Annotated in this window: 13 protein-coding genes; 4 read left to right on the plus strand and 9 right to left on the minus strand. The window is 59.5% G+C overall.

Annotation, left to right across the window (positions count from 1 at the left end; genetic code table 11):
- The first annotated feature begins 26 nt into the window (after positions 1-26).
- Positions 27-779 (plus strand): DUF2059 domain-containing protein, encoded by a 753-nt coding sequence (locus tag FFH90_RS29205; RefSeq protein WP_018928642.1) that lies wholly within the window; start codon positions 27-29, stop codon positions 777-779.
- Between the two features lie 42 nt (positions 780-821).
- Here FFH90_RS29205 and FFH90_RS29210 read toward each other — a convergent pair whose 3' ends face one another.
- Positions 822-1,769, minus strand: a complete 948-nt coding sequence (locus tag FFH90_RS29210) for an alpha/beta hydrolase (protein ID WP_018928641.1) — start codon at positions 1,767-1,769, stop codon at positions 822-824.
- A 97-nt stretch (positions 1,770-1,866) separates the two neighbouring features.
- Between FFH90_RS29210 and FFH90_RS29215 the strand changes: the two genes are divergently transcribed.
- Together FFH90_RS29215 and FFH90_RS29220 are read left to right on the plus strand one after the other, a co-directional pair.
- A complete protein-coding gene (locus FFH90_RS29215; protein WP_138866467.1) occupies positions 1,867-2,445 on the plus strand; it encodes a DUF6436 domain-containing protein in 579 nt (192 codons plus the stop codon).
- A 102-nt stretch (positions 2,446-2,547) separates the two neighbouring features.
- Positions 2,548-4,950: a penicillin acylase family protein gene (locus FFH90_RS29220; RefSeq protein ID WP_138866468.1), complete on the plus strand. Its 2,403-nt coding sequence runs from the start codon at positions 2,548-2,550 to the stop codon at positions 4,948-4,950.
- 142 nt (positions 4,951-5,092) lie between these two features.
- Here the strand turns inward: FFH90_RS29220 and FFH90_RS29225 are convergent, their stop codons facing one another.
- The 8 genes from FFH90_RS29225 to FFH90_RS29260 all read right to left on the minus strand — a co-directional run bounded on the left by FFH90_RS29225 (position 5,093) and on the right by FFH90_RS29260 (position 14,262).
- On the minus strand, positions 5,093-5,983 hold the full coding sequence (locus FFH90_RS29225) for an ABC transporter permease subunit (protein ID WP_018928638.1): 891 nt from the start codon (positions 5,981-5,983) through the stop codon (positions 5,093-5,095).
- The gene (locus FFH90_RS29230) at positions 5,980-6,900 is read right to left on the minus strand and encodes an ABC transporter permease subunit (RefSeq protein WP_018928637.1); all 921 of its coding nucleotides are present in this window, start codon (positions 6,898-6,900) and stop codon (positions 5,980-5,982) included. Before FFH90_RS29230 ends, FFH90_RS29225 begins: the two co-directional genes overlap by 4 nt.
- A complete protein-coding gene (locus FFH90_RS29235; RefSeq protein WP_018928636.1) occupies positions 6,897-8,039 on the minus strand; it encodes an ABC transporter ATP-binding protein in 1,143 nt (380 codons plus the stop codon). The genes FFH90_RS29230 and FFH90_RS29235 overlap by 4 nt, the downstream gene beginning before the upstream one ends.
- A 61-nt stretch (positions 8,040-8,100) precedes the next feature.
- Positions 8,101-9,198: a polyamine ABC transporter substrate-binding protein gene (locus FFH90_RS29240; RefSeq protein WP_018928635.1), complete on the minus strand. Its 1,098-nt coding sequence runs from the start codon at positions 9,196-9,198 to the stop codon at positions 8,101-8,103.
- A 176-nt stretch (positions 9,199-9,374) separates the two neighbouring features.
- Positions 9,375-10,469 (minus strand): polyamine ABC transporter substrate-binding protein, encoded by a 1,095-nt coding sequence (locus FFH90_RS29245; RefSeq protein ID WP_018928634.1) that lies wholly within the window; start codon positions 10,467-10,469, stop codon positions 9,375-9,377.
- Between the two features lie 182 nt (positions 10,470-10,651).
- Entirely contained in the window at positions 10,652-12,016 is a 1,365-nt protein-coding gene (locus FFH90_RS29250) for an aspartate aminotransferase family protein (protein WP_018928633.1), read from the minus strand.
- Positions 12,017-12,088: 72 nt separating this feature from the next.
- Positions 12,089-13,447, minus strand: a complete 1,359-nt coding sequence (locus FFH90_RS29255; RefSeq protein WP_138866469.1) for a glutamine synthetase family protein — start codon at positions 13,445-13,447, stop codon at positions 12,089-12,091.
- 38 nt (positions 13,448-13,485) lie between these two features.
- Complete coding sequence (locus FFH90_RS29260) at positions 13,486-14,262, minus strand: gamma-glutamyl-gamma-aminobutyrate hydrolase family protein (RefSeq protein WP_064621023.1); 777 nt, start codon at positions 14,260-14,262, stop codon at positions 13,486-13,488.
- 278 nt (positions 14,263-14,540) lie between these two features.
- Between FFH90_RS29260 and FFH90_RS29265 the strand changes: the two genes are divergently transcribed.
- On the plus strand, positions 14,541-15,917 hold the full coding sequence (locus FFH90_RS29265) for a glutamine synthetase family protein (protein WP_018928630.1): 1,377 nt from the start codon (positions 14,541-14,543) through the stop codon (positions 15,915-15,917).
- Positions 15,918-16,131 lie beyond the last annotated feature (214 nt).

A 16,131-nucleotide genomic window follows, 5' to 3' on the forward strand; every position in this document is an offset into this window, starting at 1 on the left:
ATAGTCGCCTGCTGACAGGAGTCCCTATGCGTCGCTTGCTTTTCTCACTGTTGATGTTCTGCGTTTTGCCCGCCTGGGCGGACGGCCACGACCAGTTGTACAAGGTCGCCGGTTGGCCAGAACAACGCGCGCATTTCAACGATGCTCTCTCGGCCGCTCAGCAGCGCTATCAGAACAGCTTGCCACCGGCAGTGTTCCAGGCCCTGGTCGACAACAGCAATCTGCGGTTCGCCCCCAAGGCCATGGACCAGCGCGCCGAAGCGCAACTGCGCAAGAAGCTCGCCGACCCGAAACCTGCGCTGACCTTCTTTCAATCGCCCCTGGGCAAGAAAATCGTCGCCGCCGAACTGCTGGCGACCCGTCGCGATCAATTGGCGAAAAACGCCAAGGGCTTGCCGAAGATGCAAGCCAGCGATACCCGTCAACTGATCATCGGCCACCTGGCCCAGGCCCTGCCCGCCCGCGAGGCCGGCGCTGAAGTCAGCCTGGCGATCGCAGGCGTCGCGGCCGACAGCCTGAGTTCGATGATCCCTGGCTTGCTCGGCAACGGTCAGGCTCAAGGCATGTTGAACGGTCAGCGCCAGCGCCTGATGGAGCAGATCGGCGCCGACCTGAACAACACGCTGCTGTATGTCTATCGCGACCTGTCGGATGACGAACTGGAAGAGTTTTCGACCTTTGCCGAGTCCTCTGAAGGCAAGGCTTATTACCAAGCGGCATTGGCGGCGATTCGGGCGGGGTTGGCAGTGGGGCAAAGTACGTCGAGCCTGACCCAGTAATTTTTGGCGTCCGTGAAATGGCCCGCGAAGACTATCGAAATGTCACCGCCGATCCCGACTCATGCGCTTGGTCAAAAACCCGAAATACTCCTGCCGCAACCCCGGCGACTCATTCGCCAGATGATGCCGCGCCTCAGGCAGCATCAACACCTGGGGCCGATCGAACTTGCCTCGCAGCACTTCAAGGTTGTGCTCCCAATCCACGGTCATGTCCGCCTGCCCCTGCACGATCAGCGGCCGCCGCGGGCTGCTCGGTGCCGCTTCGATACGCTTGATCCACCGTCCCAGCGCACCGACCCAGGCCGTTGGCAGACGCAGCGGTTGCAGCGGATCGGCCTGCAGGAAAGCGAGGAAGTCAGGGTCGTTGGAATTCTCGCTGAAGCGCCGGGCGATGCCTTTGACAAACGGCTTGAGCAGGTAATAACTGAGCCGCGACCAACCCCAGGCTCGCGGCCGCACCAAGGGCGACAGCAGAATCACTTGCCCCTGGGCCGGGCTGCTCGCACCTTGATTGAGTACATGGTCGATCACAATCGCCCCGCCGGTGCTTTGCCCGCACAAGTGCCAGGGCTGCGGAAGGCCCAACGACTGCGCCTCGGCCAGCAGGCCTTGCAGGGCGCTCTGGTACTCGGCGAAGTCCTTGATACTCGCCCGTTCGCCACTGGACAAGCCATGCCCCGGCAGGTCGCAGGCGATTACCGCAAACCCTTGGTCCAGCGCCCACTCGATCACATGCCGGTAGAGCCCGGTGTGATCGTAGAAGCCGTGAAATAGAAACAGCGTCGCCTTCGCCCGCTCGGGCCACCAGAGCTGGCTGACCACTTCATAACCATCGATCTCGAAACGCCCCAAGCCACGGCGCAGGGTCCGCTGTGGAAAATCCAGCCCGTAAAAACGCTGATAGGCCATGGCCTCCGTCGACAGCGGCCGCCACTCGGCCAACGGCCGCAGGCTGGCACGCAAATGATCGGGATCGAAAGTGGCAGACATGGGCTATTCCAGAGCGCTAAACGGACTTTATCGGCCTGCGATATTCATCTGTCGCAGCAAGCATGGCAAGCTAGCCGACCTTCGAGGATTGAAACCCATGCGCCCGGCCTATCGCACCACACTGCTTGCCAGCCTGCTCGCCCTTGTGTGTGCCAGTGTGCTGTGGGCCGCTTACGACTGGTTTCAGGGACGCTACCTGCGAGCCTTCAGTTCGCACACCGCCGTGTTCTCCGGCGACCCGTTGCGCCTGCCCGACGAACTCGCCGGCCCCGGCGCCATTCGCCTGGTGCACTTCTGGGACCCGGCCTGCCCATGCAATGTCGGCAACCAACAACACCTGACTGAACTGGTTGAGCAATATGTACCGCAGGGCGTCGAGTTCTATACGGTACAAAAGCCCGGCAGTCACGGCCAGTTGCCCGGCACCTTGAGCCGCCTGAAAACCCTCGCTGCCCTGCCTGGCTCCGAACAGATTCCCGCCAGTCCGGCAGTGGCGATATGGGACCGCGACGGCAAGCTGGCATATTTCGGCCCGTACAGCGAAGGCCTGACCTGCAATTCGAGCAACAGTTTTATCGAGCCCATCCTGCAAGCGCTGAACGCAGGCAGGGCGGTGAACGCCACCCATACGATGGCGGTGGGTTGCTACTGCCCGTGGCCTGCGAAGGCGAAGTAAGGCATTCCTGACTTTTCCAGGACCGCGATGCCCGGCACAGGAGGTCTGTGCTACACGTTTGCAGCCCGCACGGGGGCAACCCCGAAAGAACAAGGAGTCACCATGAAACGCGTCCTGACCGTACTTGCCTTGCTGATCGTCGCGCTCGCCGCCGGGGGCGGCTGGTATGTGTACAGCAAACAACCGACGCGCCAGGGCCAGGTGGCGTTGCAGCATCTGCAAGGTTCAGTGACCGTGCGCTACGACGAGCGCGGCGTGCCGCATATCCGCGCCGAAAACGAAACCGACCTCTACCGCGCCCTCGGCTACGTGCAGGCCCAGGACCGACTGTTCCAGATGGAAGCCGTGCGGCGCCTGGCCCGTGGTGAGCTGGCCGAAGTCCTCGGCCCGAAACTGCTCGACACCGACAAACTGTTTCGCAGCCTGCGCATCCGCGAACGTGCTGACAGTTACGTGGCCGCGCTGGATCGTGAGTCGCCGGCGTGGAAGGCCCTGCAAGCCTATCTGGACGGCATCAATCAATATCAGGACAGCCACGCCGCGCCAGTAGAGTTCGACGTGCTGGGAATCCCCAAGCGCCCTTTCACCGCCGAAGACAGCATCAGCATCGCCGGCTACATGGCCTACAGCTTTGCCGCGGCGTTTCGCACCGAACCCTTGCTGACTTACGTGCGTGACCAACTGGGCGCCGATTACCTGAACATCTTCGATCTCGACTGGCAACCCAACGGCGTACTGGCCAAAAGGCGCGCCAGCCCCCCGCCGGTCCTCGCCGCCAGTGACTGGAAAGACCTGAACGCCCTTGCCCGTCTGAGTGAGCAGGCTCTGGCCGACCACGGCCTGCCGCAATTCGAAGGCAGCAACGCCTGGGTGATTTCCGGCAACCGCAGCAAAAGCGGCAAGCCGCTGCTTGCCGGTGACCCGCACATACGCTTCTCGGTGCCGTCAGTGTGGTACGAGGCGCACCTGTCGGCGCCAGGCTTCGAGCTGTATGGCTACCATCAGGCGCTGGTGCCGTTTGCATTTCTCGGCCACAACCTGGACTTCGGCTGGAGCCTGACGATGTTCCAGAACGACGATCTGGACCTGATCGCCGAGAAGGTCAACCCGGACAACCCGAACCAGGTCTGGTATCGCGGCAAGTGGGTGGACATGGTCACCACCGAACAACAGATCGCAGTGAAAGGCCAGTCACCGGTCACATTGACGCTGCGCCAGTCGCCCCATGGCCCGATCGTCAACGATGCGCTTGGCACTGCCGCCGGCAAGACGCCGGTAGCCATGTGGTGGGCGTTCCTCGAAACCCCGAATCCGATCCTTGACGGCTTCTACCAGCTCAACCGCGCCGACACCCTGGCCAAGGCCCGCGCCGCGGCCGCCAAGGTTCAGGCTCCAGGGTTGAACATCGTCTACGCCAACGCCAAGGGCGATATCGGCTGGTGGGCCTCGGCGTTGCTGCCCAAGCGTCCGGCCGGGGTGAAGCCCGGTTTCATCCTCGACGGCAGCACCCCTCAGGCAGACAAGGAAGGTTTTTACCCGTTCAGTGCCAACCCGCAGGAAGAAAACCCGGCGCGGGGCTACATCGTCTCGGCCAACTTCCAACCGGTGTCGCCGACCGGCATGGAAATTCCCGGCTACTACAACCTCGCCGATCGCGGGCAGCAGCTCAATCGCCAGCTCAGCGACAAGAACGTGAAGTGGGACAACGCGGCCAACCAGAAGCTGCAACTGGGTACGACCACCGCCTACGGGCCGCGCTTGCTGGCGCCTTTGCTGCCGGTACTGCGTGAAGTGGTGAGCGACCCGGCCGAACTCAAACTGGTGGAGCAACTGGCGCAGTGGAGCGGCGATTACCCACTGGACTCCATCAGCGCCACCCTGTTCAACCAGTTTCTGTTCAACCTCGCCGACGCGACGATGCACGATGAACTGGGCAATGACTTCTTCGAAACGCTGCTCCCGACCCGGGTGATCGATGCCGCGCTGCCGCGCCTGGCGGCCTCCGCCGACTCGCCGTGGTGGGACAATCGCAACACCCCTGGCAAGGAAACCCGCGCCGATACGGTCAAGGTGGCCTGGCAAGCGAGCATGGCTCATCTCAAAGCCACCCTTGGCGCCGATTCCGCGCAATGGCAGTGGGGCAAGGCGCACACCCTGACCCACGGCCATCCACTGGGGATGCAAAAGCCCCTGGACCAGATTTTCAACGTTGGCCCATTCGCGGCACCCGGCACCCACGAAGTACCGAACAACCTCTCGGCCAAGATCGGCTCGGCGCCGTGGCCCGTGACCTACGGCCCGTCGACCCGGCGGCTGATCGACTTCGCCGACCCGGCCCATAGCCTGACCATCAACCCGGTGGGCCAGAGCGGCGTGCCGTTCAACAGCCACTATGCCGACCAGGCCGAGGCGTATATCGAAGGGGTTTATTACCAGGCGAATTTCAATGAGGAAGAAGTGATGGCCAATACCCGCAGCACCTTGAAGCTGTTGCCGGCGCGGTAGATTTTTTCTGGCCGGGCTGACGCCTTCGCCACAAAATTCTGGGCCATAAAGTCAAAAGATCGCAGCCTGCGGCAACTCTTACGGGATTCACATTCCACTGTAGGAGCTGCCGCAGGTTGCGATCTTTTGATCGGCAGCAGTTTTAAGCCGCTTCCGGTGCCTGCGCCCGACGTACGTCCGGTTGTTTCCAGGAGTCGGCAGCGGCTTCCTCGATGGCTTGCTGGATCGCACGTTTGCGGCTTTCTTCGGCGCGACGGCTGAAGAACCAGACCAGGAAGGTCACCAGCGACACCGCCAGCAGAATCAGGCTGGCCACGGCGTTGATCTCAGGCTTCACGCCCAGGCGCACCGCCGAGAACACTTCCATCGGCAGGGTCGTGGAGCCTGGCCCGGACACAAAGCTCGCCAACACCAAATCATCCAGCGACAAGGCAAACGACATCATGCCGCCGGCCGCCAGTGACGGCGCGATCATTGGAATGGTGATCAGGAAGAACACTTTCCATGGCCGCGCACCGAGGTCCATGGCGGCTTCTTCGATGGACAAATCCAATTCACGCAAGCGCGCCGACACCACCACCGCCACATAGGCTGCACAGAATGTGGTGTGAGCGATCCAGATGGTGACGATGCCGCGCTCCTGCGGCCAGCCGATCATCTGCGCCATGGCCACGAACAGCAGCAACAGCGACAGACCAGTGATCACTTCCGGCATCACCAGCGGTGCGGTGACCAGGCCGCCAAACAGTGTGCGGCCCTTGAAGCGGGTGATGCGGGTCAGCACGAACGCCGCCAGCGTCCCCAATGCCACCGCCGCTATCGCCGTGTAGCAAGCGATTTCCAGCGAGCGCACCACTGAGCCCATCAGTTGCGTGTTGTCGAGCAGGCCGACGTACCACTTCACCGACCAGCCGCCCCACACCGTTACCAGTTTCGAGGCGTTGAACGAGTAGATCACCAGAATCAGCATCGGTGCGTAGATGAACAGCAGACCCAGCACCAGCATCAGGTTCGAGAAACGGAAGCGCTTCATTCTTTACCCTCCATTTCCTTGGCCTGACTGCGGTTGAACAGGATGATCGGCACAATCAGGATTGCCAGCATCACCACCGCCAGGGCAGACGCCACCGGCCAGTCGCGGTTGTTGAAGAACTCTTGCCAGAGCACTTTACCGATCATCAGGGTTTCCGGACCGCCGAGCAGTTCCGGGATCACGAACTCCCCCACCACCGGGATGAACACCAGCATGCAGCCGGCGATAATGCCGTTTTTCGACAGCGGCACGGTGATCTTCCAGAAGCTGTTGAAGTTGCTCGAACCGAGGTCCGATGCGGCTTCCAGCAGGCTGTGATCGTGTTTCACCAGGTTGGCGTAGAGCGGCAGGATCATGAATGGCAGATAGGAGTAAACAACCCCGATATAAACCGCCAGGTTGGTATTGAGGATCTGCAACGGCTCGTCGATCCAGCCCATGCTCATCAGAAAACCATTGAGCAGCCCGTTGTTGCTGAGGATGCCCATCCACGCGTACACGCGGATCAGGATCGCGGTCCAGGTCGGCATCATGATCAGCAGCACCAGCACCGTTTGCAGCTCTTTGCGGGCGGTGGCAATGCCATAGGCCATCGGGTAGCCGATCAGCAGGCAGAGGATGGTGCTGAACAGCGCCATCTTCAGCGAGCCTAGGTAAGCGGCGATGTACAACTCGTCATCGCCCAGCATCGCGTAGTTGGCCAGGTTGAGCAGCACCTGCAGTTTCTGGTCAACGAAGGTGTAGATCTCGGTGTACGGCGGAATGGCCACGTCGGCTTCAGCGAAGCTGATCTTCAGGACGATGAAGAACGGCAGCATGAAGAACATGAACAGCCAGATGAACGGAACCCCGATGACCAGCTGACGGCCACCGGGAAGTATTCGATTGAGCCGGCGTTTGAGTTTGCGCATGTTCATGAGCGAAGTACCACGCCGCTGTCGTCTTCCCACCACACGTAAACCTGGTCACCCCAGGTCGGGCGCTGGCCACGGCGCTCGGCGTTGGCGACGAAGGACTGCACCAGCTTGCCGCTCGGCAGTTCGACGTAGAACACCGAATGGCCGCCGAGGTAGGCGATGTCGTGCACCTTGCCGCTGGACCAGTTGTGTTCGCAGGTCGGCATTTCGGCCGTCACCAGCAGTTTTTCCGGACGGATCGCATAGGTAACGGACTTGTCCTGCACCGAGGTGCTGATGCCGTGACCCACGTAAATGTTGCGGTCCAGATCCTTGCAGGTGATCAGTGCATGGCCCTCGGCATCGTCCACCACTTCACCTTCGAAGATGTTGACGTTGCCGATGAATTCGCAGACCAGGCGGCTGGTCGGGGTTTCGTAGATGTCGATCGGGCTGCCGATCTGGGCGATCCAGCCCAGGTGCATGATCGCGATGCGCTCGGCCATGGTCATGGCCTCTTCCTGGTCGTGGGTCACCATGACGCAGGTTACGCCGACGCGTTCAATGATCTCGACCAGTTCCAGCTGCATTTGCGAACGCAGTTTCTTGTCCAGCGCGCCCATCGGTTCGTCGAGCAACAACAGCTTCGGCCGCTTGGCCAACGAACGCGCCAGGGCCACGCGCTGACGCTGACCACCGGACAGCTGATGCGGTTTGCGCTTGGCGTACTCGCTCATCTGCACCAGCTTGAGCATCTCGGCCACGCGGGCATCGACCTCGGCCGTCGGGATCTTGTCCTGCTTGAGGCCGAAAGCGATGTTCTGCGCCACGGTCATGTGCGGGAACAAGGCGTAGGACTGGAACATCATGTTGATCGGCCGCTCGTACGGCGGCATGTCAGTGATGTCTACGCCATCAAGGAAAATGCGCCCCTCCGTGGGCCGTTCGAAACCTGCCAGCATCCGCAGCAAGGTGGATTTGCCCGAACCCGAGCCGCCGAGCAAGGCGAAGATTTCGCCTTTCTTGATTTCCAGGGACACGTCGTCCACGGCAATCGTCTCGTCGAACTTTTTGGTGACCCGGTCGATTTTGACCAACACCTGTTTAGGTGATTGGTCGCCCTCGAGGGCTTTCTTATAGGCGCCGGAGGCAACTGCCATTTACGAAACTCCCAACAGAATTTGCAGTTCGCTCAATGTGGCGAACCTGGATAGTTTGACGCTATTTGCCCGACTTGACCTTGGTCCAGCTGCGCGTCATCAAACGTTGAATGTTCGGCGGTAACTCGATGGACACGTACATCTTGTCGAGGACCGCTTGCGGCGGATAAACCGACGCGTCGGTGCGTATGGATTGTTCCATCAGTTTGTCCGACCCAGGGTTTGGGTTGGCGTAGCCCACGGCATCGCTGACCTTGGCGATCACCTCAGGCTTGAGCAAATAGTTGATGAAGGCGTGGGCTTCCTTGACGTTGGCCGCGTCCTTGGGGATCGCCAGCATGTCGAACCAGAGTGCGCCACCCTCTTTTGGAATCGAGTAGGCGATGTTCATGCCTTTACCGGCTTCAGCCGCGCGTGCCTTGGCCTGGAAAATGTCGCCGGAAAAACCGATCGCAACGCAGATATCGCCGTTGGCCAGGTCCGCGATGTATTTGGATGAGTGGAAGTACGTCACATAAGGCCGCACCGCCAGCAATTTAGCCTCGGCCTTTTTGTAGTCTTCGGGGTTGGTGCTATTGGCGTTCAGGCCCATGTAGTTGAGGACCGTGGGCATCATTTCATCGGCGGAGTCGAGGAACGCGACGCCGCAGCTGTGCAGCTTCTTGATGTTTTGCGGCTCGAACACCACATCCCAGGAGTCGATCTTGTCGAGCCCCAGCACAGCCTTGATCTTGTCGACGTTGTAACCGATGCCGTTGGTGCCCCACAGATACGGCACGGCATATTGGTTACCCGGATCGTTCTGCTCCAGGCGCTTGAGCAACACCGGGTCGAGGTTGGAATAGTTGCCTAGCTTAGACTTGTCGAGCTTCTGGAAAGCGCCGGCCTTGATCTGCTTGCCAAGGAAATGGTTGGACGGCACGACCACGTCGTAACCGGTACGCCCGGCCAGCAATTTGCCTTCCAGGGTTTCGTTGGAATCGAATACGTCGTAAATCGGCTTGATACCGGCGTCTTTCTGAAAGTCGGCCAGGGTGGTCTCACCGATGTAGTCCGACCAGTTATAAATATGCACCGTGCCGGTGGCCTGGGCACTGACGGCAAGCGTCAGCCCGGCGCCGACCAGCAGGGCATTGCGCAACAAAGAAAAAACAGGCAAGTGGAGGTCCTCTAAAATTAGTTGGGCCCAAGTTGCCCCGCGCTACATGACAGCCATGGCTGCCTGACAACAAAACCGGCGCGCAACTTACCCTCGAAAAACCGTTCCAGCAAAACTTTTATGCAGAGCCCTGTAGTCGCTGCCCAAGGCTGCGGCAGCGGCTACAGGTTTATTACTTATTTACCGGATTTGATCTTGGTCCAGCTGCGGGTCAGTTCACGCTGGGTTGCGGCTGGCAAATCAGCGATCGCATACAGCTTGGCCTGTACTTCAGGAGTCGGATAGATGCCCGGATCCGAAGTGATGTCCTTGCTCACATACTGGGTGGCTTCAGCATTACCGTTAGGGAAACGCACAGCGTTGGTGATGTCAGCCATTACTTTCGGTTGCAGCAGGTAGTTCATGAACTTGTAGGCCCCCTCGACGTTTTCCGCATCCTTGGGGATTGCGACCATGTCGTAGAAGCTGCCAGCGCCTTCTTTTGGAATGGCGTAGCTGACTTTCACCTTGTCACCGGCTTCGGCAGCACGGGACTTGGCTTGCTGGACGTCACCCGAATAGCCGACGGCTACGCAGATGTTGCCGTTGGCCAGGTCCGAGATGTACTTCGAGGAGTGGAAGTAGGTGATCGAAGGACGAATCTTGAGGAACAGCTCCTCGGCTTTCTTGATGTCTTCTTTCTTCTGGCTGTCGGTTGGCAGACCCAGGTAATGCAGGGCGACCGGCAGCATTTCGGTCGGCGAATCCAGGAAGCTCACACCGCAGCCCTTGAGCTTGGCAATGTTTTCAGGCTTGAGCAGGGTGTCCCAGGAATCGATCGTGTCGACGCCCAGTGCTGCCTTGACTTTCTCAGGGTTGTAACCGATCCCGATCGAGCCCCACATGTAAGGGAAGGCATGTTTGTTGTCCGGGTCACTGACGGAAACCGCTTTAAGCAGTGATTTGTTCAGGTTGCCGTAGTTGGACAGCTTGGACTTGTCCAGCTCCCGGTAAACACCGGCCTTGATTTGCTTGGCGAGGAAGTTGTTCGACGGTACGACAACGTCGTAACCGGACTTGCCTGCCAGCAACTTGGCTTCCAGGGTTTCGTTGCTGTCGAATACGTCGTACACCACCTTGATCCCGGACTCTTTTTCGAAGTTCGCGATGGTGTCCGGTGCGATGTAATCGGACCAGTTGTACACGTGCAGCACTTTATCGTCGGCCTGAACGGCGCCCGCCATCACGCCCATCAGGGACATGGCGAGGAGGGTCTTGCCAGTTATCTTCATACCTAATGCCTTCATGGGTAATGCTCCAGTTTTTCTTTTTAACCACGTGCTCAGCAGCCTGTTACAGGGCATCCGAACAACCGTTAGTCTGGCAAGATCCAAGGCAGGCTTTCAAGGAAAGCCCCATCCTTTGTTTGCACTGAGCGAAGTGCAGACATTGCACCTCGCTCAGAGCCTAGCACTTAGCCCTGCAACGCACTCAGGGTCAGGTCCAGGCACTTGCGCGCCTTGGTCACCAACTCGTCGATTTCAGCCGGTGTAATCACCAGTGGCGGTGCAATGATCATGGTGTCGCCAACGGCGCGCATGATCAGGCCGTTGTCGAAGCAGAACTGCCGGCAGATCATGCCGACGCCCTTGCCTTCGTAACGCTTGCGAGTGGCCTTGTCCTGAACCAGCTCGATAGCCCCCAACAGACCGACCCCACGCACTTCCCCCACCAACGGGTGATCGTTCAGTTCCCGTAGACGCTTCTGCAAATAAGGTGCCGTCTCTGCTCGCACATGCTCGACAATTTTCTCATCGCGCAAGATGCGGATGTTTTCCAGCGCCACCGCCGCGGCCACCGGGTGCCCGGAATAGGTGAAACCGTGGTTGAAATCACCACCTTCGTTGAGCACCTCGACCACATCGTCATGCACGATCAGGCCACCCATCGGGATGTAGCCGGACGTCAGACCTTTGGCGATGGTCATCATGTGGGGCTTGAGGTCGTAGAAATCGGTACCGAACCACTCACCGGTACGACCGAAACCGCAGATCACCTCGTCGGCCACGAACAGGATGTCGTACTTGGCGAGGATTTCCTTGATGCGCGGCCAGTAGCTGTCTGGCGGAATGATCACGCCGCCGGCGCCCTGGATCGGCTCGGCAATAAAGGCACCGACGTTGTCGACGCCGATTTCCAGAATCTTCTCTTCCAGCTGATTGGCCGCCCAGATACCGAACTCTTGTGGCGTCATGTCACCGCCTTCACCGAACCAATACGGTTGGGCGATGTGGACGATGCCCGGGATCGGCAAATCGCCCTGTTCGTGCATGTACGTCATGCCACCCAGGCTCGCGCCGGCCACGGTGGAGCCGTGATAGCCGTTCTTGCGACTGATGATGACTTTCTTCTTCGGCTGGCCCTTGATCGCCCAGTAGTGGCGAACCATCCGCAGCATGGTGTCGTTGCCTTCAGAACCGGAACCGGTGAAGAACACATGATTCATGCCTTCAGGCGCGATTTCAGCGATGACCTTGGCCAGCTCCAGCACCGGCGGGTGAGCGGTCTGGAAGAACAGGTTGTAATAAGGCAGTTCGCGCATTTGCTTGGCGGCGGCATCGGCCAGTTCATCGCGACCATAGCCGATCGCGACGCACCACAGACCGGCCATGCCGTCGAGGATCTTGTTGCCTTCGCTGTCCCAGAGGTAAACACCCTTGGCATTGGTGATGATCCGCGGGCCTTTCTCTTTCAGCTGCTTGAAGTCGCTGAACGGGGCCAGGTGGTGATCATTGCTCAGGGTTTGCCATGCACGGGTTTGCGGGTTGTTGCTGGTCATGCGAATTCTCCTTGGATTGCAGTGACGGCGCGACGTCAGAGGGCAATCACGCCCCTTGTCGCGCCCGGCGCATCAGACGGCGAAGAGCAGGAACTCCCGCTCCCACGAACTGATCACGCGCTTGAAGTTTTCATGCTCGGCCCGCTTGACCGCGACGTAGCCTGTGATGAATTTCTTGCTCAGATACTTTTCGATGGTCTTGCTGTTTTCCATACGATCCAGCGCGTCTTCGATGGTTAACGGCAGGCGCAGATTGCGCCGCTCGTAACCACGCCCCACCACCGGGGCACTCGGGTTATGCCCTTCGAGCATCCCGATCAGGCCGCACAACAGGCTGGCGGCGATGGCCAGGTAAGGGTTGGCGTCGGCACCCGGCAGACGGTTTTCCACCCGACGGTTCTGCGGCCCGGCATCCGGAACCCGCAGGCCCACGGTGCGGTTCTCTTCGCCCCACTCCACGTTCACCGGTGCCGAGGTATCCGGCAGGAAGCGGCGGAACGAATTGACGTTGGGCGCGAACAGCGGCAGCAACTCAGGGATGAATTTCTGCAAACCGCCGATGTGATGGAGGAACAGCTGGCTCATGGTCCCGTCTTCATTGGAGAAGACGTTTTTGCCGGTCTCGATGTCGATGATGCTCTGGTGCAAATGCATGGCACTGCCCGGCTCGCCAGTCATGGGCTTGGCCATGAAGGTCGCCGCCACGTTGTGCTTGAGTGCGGCTTCTCGCATGGTGCGTTTGAACACCAGAATCTGGTCGGCCAGGGACAGGGCATCGCCGTGACGGAAGTTGATTTCCATCTGCGCAGTGCCGTCCTCGTGGATCAACGTGTCGAGGTCCAGCTCCTGCAATTCGCACCAGTCGTAGACGTCTTCGAACAACGGGTCGAATTCGTTCGCCGCTTCAATGGAGAACGACTGGCGACCGGTTTCCGGACGACCGGAACGGCCAATCGGCGGTTGCAACGGGTAGTCCGGGTCATCGCTGCGCTTGGTGAGGTAGAACTCCATTTCCGGCGCCACGATCGGCTGCCAGCCGTGGTCGGCGTAGAGCTTCAGTACCTTCTTGAGCACGTTGCGCGGCGACAGCTCGATCGGATTGCCCTGCTTGTCATAGGTGTCGTGGATCACGATGGCGGTGGGCTCGATGGCCCAGGGCACCAGGAACACGGCGTTCTGGTCGGGGCGGCAGACCATGTCGATGTCGGCCGGGTCGAGCAGTTCGTAATAGATGTCGTCTTCGACATAGTCGCCGGTCACGGTCTGCAACAGAACGCTTTCGGGCAGGCGCATGCCTTTTTCGGCGATGAACTTGTTGGTCGGCGAGATCTTGCCCCGGGTGATGCCGGTCAGGTCGCCAATCATGCATTCGACTTCTGTGATCTTGTGGTCTTTCAACCAATCGGTGAGCTGGTCGAGGTTGTTACTCATAAATGCCTCTTAGGCTTGAGTTTCCTGACTTTTATAAGTCAGGCGTTGTTTGACGCATCGGCGTCGCGTTGTAATGCGCGCTTGCGGCAGGCATCGCCAAATGCCTGGAAAATCGCAAGGTAGTCAGGATTCAAGCTTACCTGCCATTCGGGATGCCATTGCACGCCTAAAGCAAAAGCTTTGCCTTCGATTACAGAGACCGCTTCGATCAGCCCATCGGGCGCCACAGCTTCCACACGAAGGCCCGGCGCCAGCCGCTCGACGCCCTGACCATGAATCGAGTTGACTTGAATGTCGCTCGCCAGGCCCAGCCCCGCAAGTACACCACCCGGCTGGACGTGCACCGGGTGACTGGGGGCGTACTGCCCTTCGAGCGGCAGGCTGTCGTCTTCACGGTGGTCCATGAAGGGACCGGCCTCGTGGACCTTCTGATGCAGGCTGCCACCGAACGCCACATTCATTTCCTGGAAGCCGCGGCAGATACCGAGCACGGGAACGCCAGCCTCGACAGCGGCGCGGATCAGCGGGAGAGTGGTGGCATCGCGTGCAGAATCATGAGCAGTACCCGGCGCGCTGGCCGGGCCGTTGTAGTGAAACGGTTCTATATTAGAAGGAGAGCCTGTAAAAAGAATGCCGTCCAGAGCGTCCAGAATATCGGACGGCGCCAGTCGATCTGCCAGGGATGGAAGAATCAACGGCAGGCCTTTGGCAGCTGAAGCCACGGCGCGTACGTATTTGTCGCCACTGATGTGATAAGCATGCAGACCGATCTGCTTTGAGCAGGCGGTGACGCCGATTAACGGCAGGCGAGACATGAAGCACCCCGGTATTATTGCTGTTATGGGTTTGAATCGAGCTTAGCCTTGTTCATTTTTTTACACAACACCCCCGTAAAAAATACAACACGGCCCGCTCAAGCCCGCGGGAGCCAAGACGTCAGAAGACAAAAATACGCCCCAAAGTGCCTCAAAAAAGCCTTGCGAGCGCTTTTTTAGGGCAAAAAAGGCCTCACTTGACTTCGGCATGCCGTTCGGGTTGACTGGAATCTGAAAAGATCAATGATTGATATTTTTAACAACAAAGGTGTTGCATCATGTCGGTACCCCCGCGTGCCGTTCAGCTTAACGAAGCGAACGCGTTCCTTAAGGAACATCCTGAGGTTCTGTACGTTGACCTTCTGATTGCGGATATGAATGGTGTGGTGCGCGGCAAGCGCATCGAACGCACCAGCCTCCACAAGGTTTACGAGAAAGGCATCAACCTGCCGGCCTCTCTATTTGCTCTGGATATCAATGGCTCGACGGTGGAAAGCACCGGCCTGGGCCTGGACATCGGCGATGCTGACCGAATCTGCTATCCAATCCCCGACACCCTGTGCAATGAGCCCTGGCAGAAGCGCCCGACTGCGCAACTGCTGATGACCATGCACGAACTCGAAGGTGAACCTTTCTTCGCCGACCCGCGCGAAGTCCTGCGTCAAGTGGTGACCAAGTTCGATGAGATGGGCCTGACCATCTGCGCCGCGTTCGAACTGGAGTTCTACCTGATCGACCAGGAAAACGTGAACGGTCGCCCGCAACCGCCGCGCTCGCCGATCTCCGGCAAACGTCCGCACTCGACCCAGGTCTACCTGATCGACGATCTGGATGAATATGTCGACTGCCTCCAGGACATTCTGGAAGGTGCGAAAGAGCAAGGCATCCCTGCCGACGCGATCGTCAAGGAAAGCGCCCCGGCGCAGTTCGAAGTGAACCTGCACCACGTGGCCGACCCTATAAAGGCCTGCGACTACGCGGTGCTGCTCAAGCGTCTGATCAAAAACATCGCCTACGACCATGAGATGGACACCACCTTCATGGCCAAGCCATATCCAGGCCAGGCGGGTAATGGTCTGCACGTCCACATCTCGATTCTTGATAAAGATGGCAAAAACATTTTTGCCAGCGAGGATCCCGAGCAGAACGCCGCACTGCGTCACGCGATCGGCGGTGTGCTCGAGACCCTGCCGGCGCAGATGGCTTTCCTCTGCCCGAACGTCAACTCCTACCGTCGTTTCGGCGCGCAGTTCTACGTGCCGAACTCGCCGTGCTGGGGCCTGGACAACCGCACCGTGGCGATTCGCGTACCAACCGGCTCCTCCGATGCCGTGCGCATTGAACACCGTGTGGCTGGCGCCGATGCCAACCCGTACCTGCTGATGGCCTCGGTCCTGGCCGGCGTGCACCACGGCCTGGTCAACAAGATCGAGCCGGGCGCGCCCGTGGAAGGCAACAGCTACGAGCAGAACGAGCAAAGCCTGCCGAACAACCTGCGCGATGCACTGCGCGAGCTGGACGACAGCGAAGTCATGGCCAAGTACATCGATCCGAAATACATCGATATCTTCGTCGCCTGTAAAGAGAGCGAGCTGGAGGAGTTCGAACACTCCATCTCCGACCTCGAGTACAACTGGTACCTGCATACCGTGTAAACGGTTGCCGTAAAAACAACGCCGCCGGCCTTACCGCCTGCGGCGTTTTTTTATGGCCAACCACTAAACATTGTGGCGAGGGGGCTTGCCCCCGTTGGGCTGCGTAGCAGCCCAAAAACGGCAATCTCGTTGTATCAGGGATACCGAGTTAGCTGGATTGGGGACTGCTGCGCACTCCAACGGGGTATGGATCATCTCTGCGCTCTGCGTACAA

The organism is Pseudomonas sp. ATCC 43928 (assembly GCF_005938665.2).
In the GTDB taxonomy this organism is placed as follows: domain Bacteria; phylum Pseudomonadota; class Gammaproteobacteria; order Pseudomonadales; family Pseudomonadaceae; genus Aquipseudomonas.

Excerpts from the sequence above, each read along its gene's own strand:
- FFH90_RS29205 (WP_018928642.1), top strand. The coding sequence starts at position 27 with ATGCGTCGCTTGCTTTTCTCACTGTTGATGTTCTGCGTTTTGCCCGCC.
- FFH90_RS29210 (WP_018928641.1), bottom strand. The coding sequence starts at position 1,769 with ATGTCTGCCACTTTCGATCCCGATCATTTGCGTGCCAGCCTGCGGCCG.
- FFH90_RS29215 (WP_138866467.1), top strand. The coding sequence starts at position 1,867 with ATGCGCCCGGCCTATCGCACCACACTGCTTGCCAGCCTGCTCGCCCTT.
- FFH90_RS29220 (WP_138866468.1), top strand. The coding sequence starts at position 2,548 with ATGAAACGCGTCCTGACCGTACTTGCCTTGCTGATCGTCGCGCTCGCC.
- FFH90_RS29225 (WP_018928638.1), bottom strand. The coding sequence starts at position 5,983 with ATGAAGCGCTTCCGTTTCTCGAACCTGATGCTGGTGCTGGGTCTGCTG.
- FFH90_RS29230 (WP_018928637.1), bottom strand. The coding sequence starts at position 6,900 with ATGAACATGCGCAAACTCAAACGCCGGCTCAATCGAATACTTCCCGGT.
- FFH90_RS29235 (WP_018928636.1), bottom strand. The coding sequence starts at position 8,039 with ATGGCAGTTGCCTCCGGCGCCTATAAGAAAGCCCTCGAGGGCGACCAA.
- FFH90_RS29245 (WP_018928634.1), bottom strand. The coding sequence starts at position 10,469 with ATGAAGATAACTGGCAAGACCCTCCTCGCCATGTCCCTGATGGGCGTG.
- FFH90_RS29250 (WP_018928633.1), bottom strand. The coding sequence starts at position 12,016 with ATGACCAGCAACAACCCGCAAACCCGTGCATGGCAAACCCTGAGCAAT.
- FFH90_RS29255 (WP_138866469.1), bottom strand. The coding sequence starts at position 13,447 with ATGAGTAACAACCTCGACCAGCTCACCGATTGGTTGAAAGACCACAAG.
- FFH90_RS29260 (WP_064621023.1), bottom strand. The coding sequence starts at position 14,262 with ATGTCTCGCCTGCCGTTAATCGGCGTCACCGCCTGCTCAAAGCAGATC.
- FFH90_RS29265 (WP_018928630.1), top strand. The coding sequence starts at position 14,541 with ATGTCGGTACCCCCGCGTGCCGTTCAGCTTAACGAAGCGAACGCGTTC.